Here is a 15573-nt window from a genome sequence, read left to right on the forward strand (position 1 = left end):
GCGGGCCCCGCTTGTAGGGTTCGGGACGCGTCAGTCGGCATCCGCGTGAGCGAGGAGAGGCACGTCCATGGACCGCGAGCACATCGGCAGCGGGCAGCCCGCGCGGCTGCGGGTCGAGGCCAGGGCCCTGGACGGGGCGAGCGAACTCCTCGTACCGGCGGGTGAACTCGACCACCACACCGCGGAGCTCCTGCGGACGCCCCTGGAGGCCGCGCTCGACGCGGGCCGCTCGCGCCTCGTCGTCGACTGCTCGGCGCTCGACTTCTGCGACTCGACCGGACTCAACGTGCTGCTCGGCGCCCGGCTGCGGGCCGACGCGGCGGGCGGCGGGGTCCATCTCGTGGGGATGCGGCCCGCGGTCGCCCGGGTCTTCCGGATCACCGGCGCGGACGCCGTCTTCACGCTGCACGACACGCTCGGCACGGCGCTTCCCCCCGGCTGACGGGGGCGTGTCCGGCCGGACGCCCCCTCCCGCGCAGGGACGCGCTCCGCACGCCCCACCCCATAGGACCCGCGGGTCCGTTCCCTCTGTCTCGTCGATCGGTGAGGTGAAGCGCTGATGGACCACCCTTCCGACGTCCGTACGCTCGCTCTCTGCGAGACCAGCGGCACCGTCCCGCTCGCCCGCGACTTCACGCGCTCGGCGCTCCACGAGTGGGGCTGGCTCCCGGCCGCCACCGCCGACCGCAGGGCCGCCGCCGAGGACGTCCTGCTCGTCGTCTCCGAACTCGTCACCAACGCCTGCCTGCACGCCGAGGGGCCCGAGCGTCTGAGAGTCGTACGGGGAGGCCGGGTCGTCCGTCTCGAAGTCACCGACCGGGGGGCGGGCCAGCCCGCGCCCCGCGCCCCGCACCGGGCCGGACGGCCCGGCGGGCACGGCATGTTCATCGTGCAGCGGCTCTGTCTCGACTGGGGAATCGACCGGGTCCCAGGTGCCCCCGGCAAGACGGTCTGGGCCGAACTGGCCGCTCCCGTATAGGACTTTCACAACTTCACCTGCTCCACCGGCTTCCCTCCTCGGGGCCCCCGGCGTACCTTGACGGCCAATCTGAAAGACCGTCAGTTATGTTGCGGTGAGGGGTGTTCGGGGTGTCCAAGGTGACGAACCGGGGGAGAACGACCGCCGGCCTCGCGGCCGCGGTCGCGGTGGCGGGCGCGACCGTGCTGATCGGGGCGCCGGGGGCGCAGGCGACCGTGGTCGACGTGAGCTACGGCTGCGAGACGAAGATCGGGCCCAACAGCGCCGTCTCGCCCGTCGACATCAAGGCCGTCAAGAGCGGCAGCGGCTACACGATCACGATGTCCTTCGAGAAGGGCGTCTCGGGCAGCCCGATCGAGCTGGGCAAGGGCATGATGACCCCGCGCGCCGAACTCGTCCTCGGCGGGGACGACTCGGGCAGGCTCAAGGTCAAGGGCGTGCCGAACAGCGCCGTCGTCCCGAAGGACACCCCGATCAAGATCGGGACCCTGACCGGCACCTACACGCCGAAGAAGAACGGCAAGGTCACCTTCACGGCCGGTGTCCTCACCGTCAACGCCCTCGGCATGGACGCGGCCGTCTGCACCCCGAAGAACAACCCCAAGCCCTCGCTCGAACTCGACGTGACGGGGGTCGCCGGCGGCGGCTCGGGGAGCGGCTCGGGCTCAGGCAGCGGCTCCGGCTCCGGCAGCGGTTCCGGCTCGGGCTCCGGCTCGGGCTCCGGCTCCGGCAGCGAACTGCCCAAGACCGGCCCGCTGGACTCCGCCATGGCCCTCGGGACCCTCGGCGGCACCGTCCTGCTGACCGGCGCCGCCGGAGTCCTCTGGCTCACGCGGCGCACGGCACGCTGATGCGCGGCGCTGCGACCCGCTCGGGGCTCGTCGCCGCCGCGGCCGCCCTCCTGGGCGCGGTCGCGGCGGCGCCCCCCGCCGCCCCGGCGTGGACGGCCGAGCCCGTCGCCGGACGGCCGTACGCCTACCTGGAGGGCCCCGCCGGGAGCGTCCTCCAGGACACGCTGTCCCTGACCAACCCGGGCGCGTCCCCGCTCACCGTCCGGCTCACCGGCCACGGCACCCCGGTGGCCTTCGCCGCGCGGACCGTGACCGTGCCCGCCAGGACCCGCGCGGACGTGCCCTTCGCCGTGACCGTCACCGCGGACACCCCGCCCGGCGACCACGAGGGCACCGTCCGCGCGGTGGCCGGCGGCCGCGAGGTGAGCGTCGCGCTGCGCCTGCGGGTCAGCGGCCCGCGCCTGGCCGCGCTCACCGTCGAGGACGTGAGTGTCGACCGGTTCGCGAGGACCCTCCGCTACACCCTGGTCAACCGCGGCAGCACCGTCCTCGAGTCGCCGACCCTCACGGTCCGCGCCGAGGGCCTCCTCGGCACGGTCCTCGACCGGCCGGAACGCGCCCTGCCGGTCACCCTGCGCCCCGGCGAGCGCGCGACCCGCACCGAACCCTGGTCCGACCCGCCCGCCCTCGACTCCGTCACCGTCCTCCTGACCGCCGCCGCCCCCGGCGCCACCCCCGCCACCGCCCGCGCCGAGGCCGTCTTCGCCTCGGGCCCGGCGCTCGCGGGCACGGCCGGGGTGCTCCTCGCGGCGGCCGGGAGCGGGGTGTACGGGGTACGGGCGCGGCGCGGCAGGGCCCGTACCCGGCGAGCGTCGGCGGGAACGAGACCATGAGGTGGCCGAAACCATGAGGTGGACACGGACGGCCGCGGCCCTGATCGCGGCCCTCGCCCTCGCCCTGCTGCCCGCCGCCCCCGTGACGGCGGCACCCGGACCCGTGGTCGAGCTGTCCGCGACCGAGGGCGGCAAGGGCGGCACGCTCACCGTCAGCGGCAGCGGCTGGAAGCCCGGCGCGCTCCTGATGCTCCTGGTCTGCGGCCAGGCGACCCCCGAGGCCGGCGTCATCGGCGGCACCAACTCCTGCGCCAACGGCGACGGACGGGCCGCCACGGTCGACTCCCGGGGCGGCTTCAGCGCCAAGCTCCCGGTCTCCGAACCGCCCAAGCCCTGCCCGTGCGTGGTGCACGTCGCCGGGCTCACCGGGCAGCAGGACGCCGTCGACAAGGCGTTCGCGGTCGCCGGGCACCCCACCGCCCCCCTCCCCGAGGTCTCGGGCAACGGCCGCCTCGCCGTCCTCGCCGCCGTCCGGCTCGACGGCTCCAGCGGCCTCCTCGTCTGGTTCGGCGCGCCCCCGCGCCGGGAGATCGTCTTCACCGTCGGCAACCTCGGCTCGGCGCCCGTCAAGGACCCCGTCTTCGAGGTCGGCACGAGCCACGGGGTCTTCGCGCCGCAGTACGAGGAACGCCAGTGGACCGGCACGATCGCCCCCGGCAAGAAGGCGCTCGTCCGGCTCCCCGCCGAACTCTCCGCGGGCGCCCACGGCGACTACCAGGTCTCCGTCCGCTACGCGGGCAAGGTCCTGGTCGAGCAGCCGTGGGGGGTCGGCAGGCCCTGGGGCGTGACCTTCTTCTGGGTGCTGCTCGCGGTGGTCGTCCCGGCCGCCCTGTTCCGCGTCGGGATGGCGGTCGTGGACCGGGTCAGGCCCGCGACCGGCGGCCGCGCCCGTACGCGCGGCCGGTCCCGCCCCCGCAGCCGTACCCGTACCCGTACCCGTACGCGTCCCTCCGCGACCGCCGCTCCCGCCGCCGCCCCGGCGGCCCACGGGACCCCGGCGGACCCGGACGGCGAACCGACCACGGTCCTGCCGTGGTTCAGCCCTGACTCCGCACCGTCAGCGCCAGAGAGCAGCAGCCCGACGACGAAAGGACAGGCGTGAGTACGCAACGGAGGATGAGCGCGGCCGGCGTCGCGCTGATGCTCGGCGGCGCGGGAATCCTGTATGCCGCCGGCCCCGCGCAGGCCGCCGAGGTCTCGTACAAGACGGAGTGCGTCCCGCCGCCGATCTCCGGCCTTCCGCCCATCCAGGGCACGACGAAGGTGCTGATCACGGCACCGGCGGAGGCGAAGGTCGGCGACGAGGTCGAGATCGTCTGGAAGACGGTCCAGGGCGCGTCGAAGAACCCCGACGTGCTCGACCTCCAGGCGGACACGGTGAAGCCGACCGGCGTCGTGACGCTGGGCGGCGTGGCGTCCGGCACGCTCGCCGTGGAGGGACCGCGGAAGAACCCGCCGGTCCCGAAGAACAGCCCGATGCCGCTGTCGGAGATGCGGGCCAAGCTGAAGCTGGACAAGGCGGGCGACGTCACGCTGGCCCCCGGCGCGTACAACATCAACGTCTCCAAGCCGATCTCGACGGACACCAAGTGCACGCCGAAGGAGACCGTCCCGGTCGCCGCGACGATCAAGGTCACGGACGGCACGGGCTCGACCTCGGGCGGCACGACGACGACGTCCGGCGGTACGAGTACGACGACCTCGGGCGGTACGAGCACGACGACGACGTCCGGTGGATCGTCCGGCAGCAGCGGTAGCAGCACCACCACCACCACGTCCGGCGGTTCGTCCGGCAGCAGCGGCAGCACCACCGGCAGCAGCACCACCACGACCTCCGGCGGCTCGGCGAGCACGACCACGACCTCCGGCGGTACCGCGACCGCCACCGGCAGCACGGGCGGCTCCGCGAGCACCGCGTCCGGCGGCTCGGCGACCAGCGCCTCCGGCGGGGAGACCTCCGGCGGCACCACCGGTGGCGGCGGAGGGCAGACCGACTTCCCCGGCAAGCAGGTGGTCGTGAACTACGGCTGCACCACCGGCGGCCCGAAGAACATCGACTCCAAGGTGACGATCAACGCCAAGAAGAACGGCGGCGCCTACGAGCTCACCGTGAAGACCGGCAAGGGCGTCATGCCCAGCCCGGCCCCCCTGGAGAAGGGCGCCCTCACGCCCTCGATGGAGATCAGGATCGGCGGGGCCGAGAAGGGCACCGTCACGGTCACCGGGAAGCCCAACCCCACCGCCCTCAAGCTGGGCGACATGGTGAGCCTGGAGGACATGACGGGGACGTACCGTCCCGGCGCGACCGGAAAGGCGACGCTCACCCCCGGCACGCTGACCATCACGGTCAGCCTCGGCGGGCAGCAGCTCAAGGTCCCCTGCACGGTCAAGGGCACGGCCCCGGTCTCCCTGACGCTCGACACGAGCAAGCAGGCGGGCGGCACGACCGGCGGTTCGACCACCACGGCCGGCTCCACGACCACCACCTCCGGCGGCGGCAGCACCACCGGCTCCGGCGGTTCCTCCGACTCCGGCGGGAACCTCGCCGAGACCGGAAGCTCCGGCAGTGACGGCGCCCTGCGCGCCCTCGCGCTCGTCGCGGGCACGATCATCCTGATCGGCGGCGCGGTGTTCACCTTCACCCCGTGGGCGCGCCTGCGGCGGTAGCTCGTCAAGCATCAGGGGATACGGCGAAGGCCGCCGCACCGGAGAGGTGCGGCGGCCTTCGGCCGTACAAAGGGGTGCGTCAGTGAACGCTGCCCATGAGCGACTGGACCTTCTTGCGGTACATGAAGACCGCGAAGCCGGCGAGGACCGCCAGACTCGCTTCCATCGCGATGATCCCTGTGCCGTTGAGGTCGACACCGGCGAGGGAGAGCAGACCGGTCGTGCAGTCACCGGCGGTGACGGCGAGGAACCAGACGCCCATCATCTGGGAGGCGTACTTCTGCGGCGCCATCTTCGTGGTGACCGAGAGGCCGACCGGGGAGAGGCACAGCTCACCGATGGTCTGGATCATGTAGATCGAGACGAGCCACATCGGGGAGACCTTGGTGCCGTCGCCGGCCATGTTCATCGGGACGATGAAGACGAAGAAGGACGCGCCGACGAGGACCAGACCCATCGCGAACTTCACGATGGTGTTCGGCTCCTGGTTCTTGCGGGCGAGCCACAGCCACAGCCACGCGAAGACCGGCGCGAGCGCCATCACGAAGAGCGGGTTCAGCGACTGGTACCAGGTGGCCGGGAAGCCGAAGCCGAAGACGGTGTCCGCGGTCTTGCCGTCGGCGAAGAGCGACAGGGTCGAGCCGCCCTGGTCGTAGATCATCCAGAAGACGGCGGCGGCGACGAAGAACCAGATGTAGCCGGTCATCTTCGACTGCTCGGTCTTGTCGAGGTCCTTGTCGCGCTTGATGCGGACGAGGACGGCGACCGGGATGATCAGACCCGCGAGGGTGATCGGGACGAGAGCCCAGTTCAGGGTGTACATGCCCAGGGCCACGACGACGCCGTAGAAGGCGGCGGCGAGGACGGCGACCAGGGCGACCTTGACCAGGACGCTCTTGCGCTCGGCCGGGGAGAGCGGGTTCGGGACGACGTTGCTCTTCGGGCTGAGGTTCTTGGTGCCGAGGAGGAACTGGACGAGACCGAGGCCCATGCCGACCGCGGCGAGCGCGAAGCCGAGGTGCCAGTTGACCTTCTCGCCGACGGTGCCGACGACGAAGGGCGCGACGAAGGCACCGAGGTTGATGCCGATGTAGAAGAGCGTGAAGCCACCGTCACGGCGCGGGTCGTCCGGGCCGTCGTAGAGGTGGCCGACCATCGTGGAGATGTTGGCCTTGAGCAGACCGGAGCCGGCCGCGACGAGCGCGAGACCGACGAAGAACATCGCCTGGCCGGGTATCGCGAGCGAGAAGTGACCCGCCATGATCACGAAACCGGCGATGGCGACGGTCTTGCGGGCGCCCCAGACGCGGTCACCGAACCAGCCGCCGGGCATGGCCATCAGGTAGACCATCGACACGTACACGGAGTAGATCGCCGTGGCCGTGGCCGCGGTCATCGCGAGGCCGCCGCCCTGGGTGCCGGTGGCCGCGTCCGCGCCGCCGGAGACCAGGTAGAGCACCAGAAGGGCCCGCATGCCGTAGTAGGAGAAACGCTCCCACATCTCGGTCATGAAGAGGGTGGCCAGACCACGGGGGTGGCCGAAGAACGTCTTCTCGGAACCAGGGGTTCCGCTCGAAGTCGTCGTCAGGCTGGACGCCATGTCGATCCTTGTTCTGTCGGGACGCTCGCTTGGTGAGCGTGATGCGCCCGGTGGGGGGTGGCCGGCACCGGTGGAGCTGTCGGACTCCACCGGGATCCACGCCCCGGGAATCGCGTCTTCGCGTCCCGGGACCCGGCCCACAGGTCGTTCACCGTCTTCGAGGTTCGGCTATGCCGGCCTCCCGCAGAAAGAGGACCTTGGCGCACGAAGCAGGCCAAAGGTCCCCGATTACCGCTACAGACGTCTCGACACCATACGACACGACAGTGCCGGATATGGAAGGACTTGAGAGATGGATCACAGGTAACAACGCAACCACGGAAGGGCATTCGAAGGTCATGAACAGGATGCCCACAAGATCCCCAGGGTTCGCCCGGGCCGGACGCGGGCCGGACGCGGGCCGGACGCGGGCCGGACGCGGGCGCCGGGGAACCCGCCCCGCCCCGGTACCCGTGCGGACTACCATCACCCCATGACCCGTGTACTGCTCGCCGAGGACGACGCATCCATCTCGGAGCCGCTGGCCCGCGCCCTGCGGAGAGAGGGGTACGAGGTCGAGGTCCGCGAGGACGGCCCCACCGCCCTCGACGCCGGCCTCCAGGGCGGCGTGGACCTGGTCGTCCTCGACCTGGGCCTGCCCGGCATGGACGGCCTCGAAGTCGCCCGGCGGCTGCGCGCCGAAGGTCACACGGTCCCGATCCTGGTGCTGACCGCCCGCGCCGACGAGGTCGACACGGTCGTCGGGCTCGACGCCGGCGCCGACGACTACGTCACCAAGCCCTTCCGGCTCGCCGAACTCCTCGCCCGCGTCCGGGCCCTCCTCCGGCGCGGCTCCACCGAGCCGGTCGCCGCCCCCTCCACCCACGGCGTGCGGATCGACGTCGAGTCGCACCGCGCGTGGATGGGCGACGAGGAGCTCCAGCTCACGGCGAAGGAGTTCGACCTCCTCCGGGTCCTCGTCCGGGACGCCGGCCGGGTCGTCACCCGCGACCAGCTGATGCGCGAGGTCTGGGACACCACCTGGTGGTCTTCGACCAAGACCCTCGACATGCACATCTCCTGGCTCCGCAAGAAGCTCGGGGACGACGCCGCCAACCCCCGCTACATCGCCACCGTGCGGGGAGTCGGCTTCCGCTTCGAGAAGAGCTGAGTCCTCTCACGCCATGCGCCGCCGCCTGATCAACTCCACGCTCGCCGTGGTGCTCGTCGTCATCGCCGTCTTCGGCGTCTCCCTCGTCATCGTGGAGACCCGCACGATCTCCAGCAGCGCCCAGGAGAGCGTGGACTCGGAGGCGCTGCGGATCGTCTCCATCGTCGACAGCCGCCTCATCGGCGGGGAACCGGTCAACCCGGACATCCTCGCCGAGCAGAGCGGCGCCAAGCGGTACGCGCAGATCCGCATCCCCGGCCGCGAACCCATCGAGATCGGCACCCGTCCCACCGGCTCCGTCATCCGGGGCCTCGCCGAGGGCGAGCGCGGCGAGACGGTGATCGTCGAGGAGTCCCGGTCCACGGTCACCGCCGAGGTCGGCCGCACCCTCCTGATCATCGGCGCCGTGGCGCTCCTCGCCGTCGTCGCCGCCGTGCTCCTCGCCGTACGCCAGGCGGACAAGCTGGCCTCGCCGCTGACCGACCTCGCGGAGACCGCCGAACGGCTCGGCTCCGGCGACCCGAGGCCACGGCACAAGCGGTACGGGGTCCCCGAGCTCGACCGGGTCGCGGACGTCCTCGACGCCTCCGCCGAGCGCATCGGCCGGATGCTCACCGCCGAGCGCCGCCTCGCCGCCGACGCCTCCCACCAGCTCCGTACGCCCCTCACGGCCCTCTCCATGCGCCTGGAGGAGGTCGCCCTCGCCGACGACCTCGACACGGTCAAGGAGGAGGCGACGATCGCGCTCACGCAGGTCGAGCGGCTCACCGACGTCGTCGAGCGGCTGCTCACGAACTCCCGGGACCCCCGGACCGGCTCCGCCGTCGCCTTCGACCTCGACGAGGTCGTCAAGCAGCAGCTGGAGGAGTGGCGGTCGGCCTACCGCAGCGCGGGCCGGGCCATCGTCCACTCGGGCAAGCAGGGCATGCGGGCCGTCGGCACTCCGGGCGCGGTCGCCCAGGTCCTGGCCGCCCTGATCGAGAACTCGCTCATGCACGGCGGCGGCACCGTCGCGGTACGGACCCGGGTCACCGGCAACCAGTCGGTGATCGAGGTCACCGACGAGGGCCCGGGCGTCCCGGCCGACCTCGGCGCGCGGATCTTCGAACGGGCGGTGAGCGGCCGCAGCTCCACGGGCATCGGCCTCGCGGTCGCCCGCGACCTCGCGGAGGCGGACGGCGGGCGCCTGGAGCTGCTCCAGCAGCAGCCGCCGGTCTTCGCGCTCTTCCTGAGCCGCGAGGTCAGGGGAGTGAAGGAGCAGGAGGAACCGCGCGAGCGGCCCGTGAGGTGAGTCAGGCCGCCGGCTGGCGGTCGACCGCGGCCCGCGTCGTCTGGCGGGGCGGCTGCTCGAGGAACGACTCGGCTGCCTGCACGGCCTCCTGCACGACCTCCTGCGCGGGCGTCGTACGGAAGACCCACGTGCGGTACGACCAGAAGCGGAACAGCGTCGCGACGCCGATGCCGACGAACTTGAAGACGTTGCTCGCGAGCGGGCCGTCCAGGCCGAGCCCGTACGTCGCCGCGTACAGCAGACCGTTCTGGATCACCAGGCCGATCGCGCTGAACAGCAGGAAGAGCGTCATCTCCTTGCCGCGGCCGCTCTTGTCCCGGTCGCGGTACGTGAAGTAACGGAACCCCACGTAGTTGAAGACGATCGCCACCAGGGTGGCGATGATGCTCGCGCGCACCACCGGCAGGTCCGTGAAGTGCCGGACGAGGTTGAACACCCCGAGGTCGACCAGGACACCGACAGCCCCGACGGCCCCGAACTTGGCGACCTCACGGAAAAGCCCGTTCAGTCGCGTGCGCAGCGCGCCGGGTTCGCTCATGGTGGTGGGTCGTCCCGTCCGGATGGGTGACGTCCGGGCGACGTCAACCCAACCATGCTAACCAGCCCCCCTGTCACCCGCCCGGGTACCTCGTAAACCATGGGGAAACCCCGCCACCACCTCCGTTGTCTTGTGCCAAGACACAGCCGGACGAGTGTTCCCCGATGGTGCGGATACCCTAAGAGGGTGACGTTCCCCGTAGTAGGCATGGTCGGAGGCGGGCAGCTCGCCCGTATGACCCACGAGGCGGGTATCCCCCTCGGCATCAAGTTCAAGCTCCTCAGCGACACCCCGCAGGACTCCGCGGCGCAGGTGGTGAGCGAGGTCGTCATCGGCGACTACCGCGACCTCGACACGCTGCGTGACTTCGCGCGCGGCTGCGACGTGATCACCTTCGATCACGAGCACGTCCCCACGGAGCACCTGCGCGCCCTCGAAGCGGACGGCATCCCCGTCCGCCCGGGCCCGGACGCGCTCGTGCACGCGCAGGACAAGGGGGTGATGCGCGCGAAGCTCGACGAGATCGGCGCGCCCAGCCCCCGCCACCGCATCGTCGCGGACGCGGCCGACGCGGCGGCCTTCGCGGCCGAGGTCGGCGGCTTCCCGATCATCCTCAAGACCGTGCGCGGCGGCTACGACGGCAAGGGCGTCTGGTTCGTCCGCAAGCCCGAGGACGCGCACGACCCGTTCCTCGCGGGCGTCCCGGTCCTCGCCGAGGAGAAGGTCGACTTCGTCCGCGAGCTCGCGGCGAACATCGTCCGCTCCCCGCACGGCCAGGCCGTCGCCTACCCGGTCGTGGAGTCCCGCCAGGTCGACGGCGTCTGCGACACGGTGATCGCCCCCGCCCCCGACCTCGACGGGGAGCTCGCCGGGCAGGCGCAGGAGCTGGCGCTCCGCATCGCCAAGGAGCTCGGCGTCGTCGGCCACCTCGCCGTGGAGCTGTTCCAGACCACGGACGGCCGCATTCTTGTCAACGAGCTGGCGATGCGCCCGCACAACTCCGGCCACTGGACCCAGGACGGCGCGATCACCTCGCAGTTCGCCAACCACGTCCGCGCGGTTCTCGACCTCCCGCTCGGCGATCCGCGCCCGCGCGCCAAGTGGACCGTGATGTGCAATGTCCTGGGCGGCGACTACCCGGACATGTACTCCGCGTACCTGCACTGCATGGCACGGGACCCGCAGCTCAAGATCCACATGTATGGCAAGGACGTGAAGCCCGGCCGCAAGGTGGGCCACGTCAACACCTACGGCGACGACCTGGACGACGTGCTGGAGCGCGCCAACCACGCCGCCGGATACCTGCGAGGAACGATCACCGAGTGAGCAGCACGAGCAACGCCACCGAGCCCGTCGTCGGCATCGTCATGGGCTCCGACTCCGACTGGCCCGTCATGGAGGCCGCGGCCCAGGCCCTCGACGAGTTCGAGATCCCGTACGAGGTCGACGTCGTCTCCGCGCACCGGATGCCGCGCGAGATGATCGCGTACGGCGAGCAGGCGGCCGGCCGCGGACTCAAGGTGATCATCGCGGGCGCGGGCGGCGCCGCCCACCTGCCGGGCATGCTCGCCTCGGTCACCCCGCTCCCGGTCATCGGCGTGCCCGTGCCGCTGAAGTACCTGGACGGCATGGACTCGCTGCTCTCCATCGTGCAGATGCCGGCCGGCATCCCCGTCGCGACGGTCTCCGTCGCCGGCGCGCGGAACGCGGGCCTGCTCGCCGTCCGCACGCTCGCCGCGCACGACCCCGAACTCCTCGCCCGGATGGAGGAGTTCCTCCAGGACCTCAACGCGCAGGCGACGGAGAAGGGCAAGCGCCTGCGCGCGAAGGTCGAGGGCGCCGAGTCGTTCGGCTTCGCCAAGTGAGCGCCCTGGGCGCGGGCGCGGCGGACCGCCTGGAGGAGGCCCGCGAGCTGCTCGCGGGCCACCCCGTCGTCGACGGCCACAACGACCTCCCGTGGGCCCTGCGCCAGCACGTCCGCTACGACCTGGACCGCCTCGACATCGGCGCGGACCAGACCGGCGTGCTCCACACCGACCTCGCCCGCCTGCGGGCCGGCGCGGTCGGCGCCCAGTTCTGGTCGGTGTACGTGCCCTGCGCGCTCACCGGTGACAACGCGGTCAGCGCGACCCTGGAGCAGATCGACATCGTCGACCAGCTGCTGGAGCGGTACGGCTCCGACCTCGCCCCCGCGCTGACGGCCGCCGACATGGAGGCCGCCCGCGGCCAGGGCCGTATCGCCTCGCTCAAGGGCGCCGAGGGCGGCCACTCGATCAACAACTCCCTCGCCACCCTGCGGGCGTTCCACGCCCTGGGCGTCCGCTACATGACGCTCACGCACAACGACAACAACGACTGGGCGGACTCGGCCACCGACGAGCCCGGCGTCGGCGGACTCTCGGCCTTCGGCCGCGAGGTCGTCCGCGAGATGAACCGCTGCGGCATGCTCGTCGACCTCTCGCACGTCGCCGCCACCACCATGCGGGACGCGCTCGACGCCACGACCGCCCCGGTGGTCTTCTCGCACTCCTCGTCCCGCGCGGTCTGCGACCACCCCCGGAACATCCCGGACGACGTCCTGGAGCGGCTGCCCGCCAACGGCGGCGTCGCGATGGCCACGTTCGTGCCGAAGTTCATCCTGCCCGCCGCCGTCGAGTGGACGGCGCGGGCGGACGACAACCTCCGGGCGCACGGCTTCGACCACCTCGACACCACCGCCGAGGCGATGAAGCTGCACCGCGCCTTCGAGGCGGAGAACCCGCGCCCGATCGCCACCGTCGCCACGGTGGCCGACCACCTCGACCACATGCGCGAGGTCGCCGGCGTCGACCACATCGGCATCGGCGGCGACTACGACGGCACGGCCTTCTCCCCGGCCGGGCTCGACGACGTCGCCGGGTACCCGAACCTGATCGCGGAGCTCCTGCACCGCGGCTGGTCGCGCCCGGACCTCGCCAAGCTGACCTGGTCCAACGCGGTCCGCGTGCTCGGCGACGCGGAGGCCGTCTCCCGCGACCTGCGGAGCCGTACGGCCCCGTCGAACGCGACGATCGACGTCCTGGACGCATAGGCTCCGAGGGACTCTCCGTAACGGAGTCGTCACCCGAACGGTCGACTTCGTCGTGCCCCGGCCCCCGGCCGCTGGCACGGTGGACGGTACTGCCCCGCCGCTCTCGGCGGGGCGGTACTGCATCACCGAGTTCGGAGTAAGACCATGGCAGATCTCGACGATCATCCCCCCTTCTCTGCCGCCCCCGCCGCCGTCGGCGCGCTCGATCGCCCCGCCGCCGTCGCCCCGGCCGACCCCCCGGAAACCCCCGACATCCCGTCCCCGCTCGACACCCCGCCACCGCTCGACGAGCTGAGCCGCGCCCGCGCCCTGCTGGCCGCGCAGCCCGTCGTCGAGGGCCACACCGATCTGCCGCCGTCCCTCGACCCCGAGGACCTGCCGCCCGCCCGGGCGCCGGAGGCCGGGGCGCAGTTCTGGTCCCTCCACGTGGACACCGACGAGGGGGTCATCGGCACCCTGCGGCGGATCGACACGATCCGCGCCCTCGTCGCCGCCTGCCCCGAGGACCTGCGGCTGGTCCACACGACCTCGGAGATGGCCCACGCGGGCAACTGCGGCCGGGTCGCCGCCCTGCTCGGCCCGGTCGGCTGGCCCGCCCTCGGCGGCTCGGCGGCCACCCTGCGGGCGTACCACGCGCTCGGCGTCCGCGCCGTGAACCTCCCGCGCTTCGACCGCTTCGCCCGCGAGGCGATACGGGAGATGAACCGGCTCGGCCTGGCCGTGGACCTCTCGGGCGCCGACCAGGACACGGTCCGCCGCGCCCTCGCCGTCACCCGGGCCCCGGCCCTGCTGACCAGGGCGGACCCGGAGCACCTGCCGGACGACGTCCTCGGGCTCCTCGGCGAGAACGGCGCCGTCCTCATGGTCACGGTCACCGAGGACCCGGCCGAGGCGGCCGACCTCCTCGACCGCGTGCGGACGGAGGCGGGACCGGGCTGTACGGGCATCTCGCACACCACCGCACGGACCGCCGGCTACGCCCCGCTCTTCGCGGAGCTGCTCCGCAGGGGCTGGCCGGCCCGTGACCTGGTCGGCCTCGCCCACGCCAACGCCACCCGGGCGCTGCGCGAGACGGAGTTCCTGTCGCGGGCGAACCGCATCCGCCCGGCGGCGGCCTGACGGTACGGCAGAGGGAGGGGGCCGCGGCGCTGATCCGCCGCGGCCCCCTCCCTCTCGTACGTCCCTGATCCGCCGGACAGGCCCTACGCGCGGGGGCGGCCCATCGCCCGGTACGTCCACCCGGCCTTCCGCCACAGCTCCCCGTCCAGGGCGTTGCGCCCGTCGAGGATCACCGGCGAGGAGACGACCGCGGCGAGCTCCGCCGGGTCGAGCTCGCGGAACTCGCGCCACTCGGTGAGGTGCAGCACGACGTCCGCGCCGCGCACCGCGTCGAGGGCGGTGTCCGCGTACCCGAGGGTCGGGAAGATGCGGCGGGCGTTCTCCATGCCCTTCGGGTCGTAGACGGTGACCTGGCCGCCCTGGAGGTGTATCTGACCGGCCACGTTCAGCGCGGGGGAGTCGCGGACGTCGTCCGAGTCCGGCTTGAAGGTGGCGCCGAGGACGGCGACCCGGGCGCCGAGGAAGGAGTTCCCGCCGAGGACCTCGCGGGCCATCTCGACCATCTGGCCGCGCCGCCGCATGTTGATCGAGTCGATCTCGCGGAGGAAGGTCAGCGCCTGGTCGGCGCCGAGCTCGCCCGCGCGGGCCATGAAGGCGCGGATGTCCTTGGGCAGGCAGCCGCCGCCGAAGCCGATGCCGGCCCGCAGGAACTTGTTGCCGATCCGCTCGTCGTGGCCGATCGCCTCGGCCAGCTTGACGACGTCGCCGCCGGCGGCCTCGCAGACCTCCGCCATCGCGTTGATGAAGGAGATCTTGGTGGCGAGGAAGGAGTTGGCGGAGGTCTTCACGAGCTCGGCCGTCGGGAAGTCCGTCACGACGAACGGCGAGCCCTCGGCGACGGGGACCGCGTACACCTCGCGCAGCAGCCGCTCGGAGCGCTCGTCGCGCACGCCGACGACGAGCCGGTCCGGGTGCAGCGTGTCCTGCACGGCGAAGCCCTCCCGCAGGAACTCCGGGTTCCAGGCGAGGTCGACGCCGGCGGGCAGCAGGGTCGCGAGCCGCTCGGCCGAGCCGACCGGGACGGTCGACTTGCCGACGACGAGGGCGCCCTCGCGGACGACCTCGGCGAGGGAGGTGAAGGCGGCGTCGACGTAGCTCATGTCGCAGGCGTACTCGCCGTGCTTCTGCGGGGTGTTGACGCAGACGAAGTGCACGTCGCCGAAGGCGCCGACCTCCTCCCAGGAGGTGGTGAAGCGCAGCCGGCCCGTCGAACCCTCGATGCCGGCGACGTGCTTGGCGAGCAGCTCCTCCAGACCCGGCTCGTACATCGGGACGCGTCCGGAGGACAGCAGCTCGATCTTCTCGGGCACGATGTCGAACCCGAGCACCTCGAAGCCCAGCTCCGCCATGGCCGCGGCGTGCGTGGCGCCGAGGTAGCCGGTGCCGATCACGGTGATCTTGAGGGCCATGCGGGACTCCAGTGAGGTCGGGCGGAATGCCTGCCCGATATTAGTCGTGCGGGTCAGCGGCGAGCG

General features: G+C 72.3%; 15 protein-coding genes. 12 read left to right on the forward strand and 3 right to left on the reverse strand.

Features of this window, described 5'->3' with window-relative positions:
* Positions 1-67 precede the first annotated feature (67 nt).
* The 6 genes from ACFC0Z_RS24775 to ACFC0Z_RS24800 all read left to right on the forward strand — a co-directional run bounded on the left by ACFC0Z_RS24775 (position 68) and on the right by ACFC0Z_RS24800 (position 5330).
* A complete protein-coding gene (locus tag ACFC0Z_RS24775; RefSeq protein ID WP_376441864.1) occupies positions 68-442 on the forward strand; it encodes an STAS domain-containing protein in 375 nt (124 codons plus the stop codon).
* 117 nt (positions 443-559) lie between these two features.
* On the forward strand, positions 560-979 hold the full coding sequence (locus tag ACFC0Z_RS24780) for an ATP-binding protein (RefSeq protein WP_376441866.1): 420 nt from the start codon (positions 560-562) through the stop codon (positions 977-979).
* A 119-nt stretch (positions 980-1098) separates the two neighbouring features.
* Entirely contained in the window at positions 1099-1830 is a 732-nt protein-coding gene (locus ACFC0Z_RS24785; RefSeq protein ID WP_376441977.1) for a peptidase, read from the forward strand.
* Positions 1830-2663, forward strand: a complete 834-nt coding sequence (locus tag ACFC0Z_RS24790) for a hypothetical protein (protein ID WP_376441868.1) — start codon at positions 1830-1832, stop codon at positions 2661-2663. The genes ACFC0Z_RS24785 and ACFC0Z_RS24790 overlap by 1 nt, the downstream gene beginning before the upstream one ends.
* A 13-nt stretch (positions 2664-2676) precedes the next feature.
* Positions 2677-3765 carry a hypothetical protein gene (locus ACFC0Z_RS24795; protein ID WP_376441870.1) on the forward strand — a complete coding sequence of 363 codons (1089 nt, stop codon included), beginning with the start codon at positions 2677-2679 and terminating at the stop codon, positions 3763-3765.
* Positions 3766-3779: 14 nt separating this feature from the next.
* A complete protein-coding gene (locus ACFC0Z_RS24800) occupies positions 3780-5330 on the forward strand; it encodes a hypothetical protein (RefSeq protein ID WP_376441872.1) in 1551 nt (516 codons plus the stop codon).
* 79 nt (positions 5331-5409) lie between these two features.
* Here ACFC0Z_RS24800 and ACFC0Z_RS24805 read toward each other — a convergent pair whose 3' ends face one another.
* The gene (locus ACFC0Z_RS24805) at positions 5410-6930 is read right to left on the reverse strand and encodes a peptide MFS transporter (protein WP_376441875.1); all 1521 of its coding nucleotides are present in this window, start codon (positions 6928-6930) and stop codon (positions 5410-5412) included.
* Between the two features lie 472 nt (positions 6931-7402).
* Here ACFC0Z_RS24805 and ACFC0Z_RS24810 point away from each other — a divergent pair, with 472 nt between their 5' ends.
* Both ACFC0Z_RS24810 and ACFC0Z_RS24815 read left to right on the forward strand, forming a co-directional pair.
* Entirely contained in the window at positions 7403-8080 is a 678-nt protein-coding gene (locus tag ACFC0Z_RS24810) for a response regulator transcription factor (RefSeq protein WP_376441877.1), read from the forward strand.
* A 13-nt stretch (positions 8081-8093) separates the two neighbouring features.
* The gene (locus ACFC0Z_RS24815; RefSeq protein ID WP_376441880.1) at positions 8094-9371 is read left to right on the forward strand and encodes an ATP-binding protein; all 1278 of its coding nucleotides are present in this window, start codon (positions 8094-8096) and stop codon (positions 9369-9371) included.
* Between the two features lies 1 nt (position 9372).
* Here ACFC0Z_RS24815 and ACFC0Z_RS24820 read toward each other — a convergent pair whose 3' ends face one another.
* Positions 9373-9909 (reverse strand): GtrA family protein, encoded by a 537-nt coding sequence (locus ACFC0Z_RS24820; protein ID WP_376441883.1) that lies wholly within the window; start codon positions 9907-9909, stop codon positions 9373-9375.
* A 186-nt stretch (positions 9910-10095) separates the two neighbouring features.
* Between ACFC0Z_RS24820 and ACFC0Z_RS24825 the strand changes: the two genes are divergently transcribed.
* The 4 genes from ACFC0Z_RS24825 (at position 10096) to ACFC0Z_RS24840 (ending at position 14098) form a co-directional block, all read left to right on the forward strand.
* A complete protein-coding gene (locus ACFC0Z_RS24825) occupies positions 10096-11235 on the forward strand; it encodes a 5-(carboxyamino)imidazole ribonucleotide synthase (RefSeq protein WP_376441884.1) in 1140 nt (379 codons plus the stop codon).
* Between the two features lie 41 nt (positions 11236-11276).
* Complete coding sequence (gene purE, locus ACFC0Z_RS24830) at positions 11277-11774, forward strand: 5-(carboxyamino)imidazole ribonucleotide mutase (protein ID WP_376441979.1); 498 nt, start codon at positions 11277-11279, stop codon at positions 11772-11774.
* The gene (locus ACFC0Z_RS24835) at positions 11771-12979 is read left to right on the forward strand and encodes a dipeptidase (protein ID WP_376441887.1); all 1209 of its coding nucleotides are present in this window, start codon (positions 11771-11773) and stop codon (positions 12977-12979) included. The genes purE and ACFC0Z_RS24835 overlap by 4 nt, the downstream gene beginning before the upstream one ends.
* Before the next feature lie 144 nt (positions 12980-13123).
* A complete protein-coding gene (locus tag ACFC0Z_RS24840; RefSeq protein WP_376441889.1) occupies positions 13124-14098 on the forward strand; it encodes a membrane dipeptidase in 975 nt (324 codons plus the stop codon).
* Positions 14099-14181: 83 nt separating this feature from the next.
* Here ACFC0Z_RS24840 and ACFC0Z_RS24845 read toward each other — a convergent pair whose 3' ends face one another.
* Positions 14182-15507 (reverse strand): UDP-glucose dehydrogenase family protein, encoded by a 1326-nt coding sequence (locus ACFC0Z_RS24845; RefSeq protein ID WP_376441892.1) that lies wholly within the window; start codon positions 15505-15507, stop codon positions 14182-14184.
* Between the last annotated feature and the right edge of the window lie 66 nt (positions 15508-15573).

It is taken from the genome of Streptomyces sp. NPDC056144 (assembly GCF_042264145.1).
GTDB lineage: Bacteria > Actinomycetota > Actinomycetes > Streptomycetales > Streptomycetaceae > Streptomyces.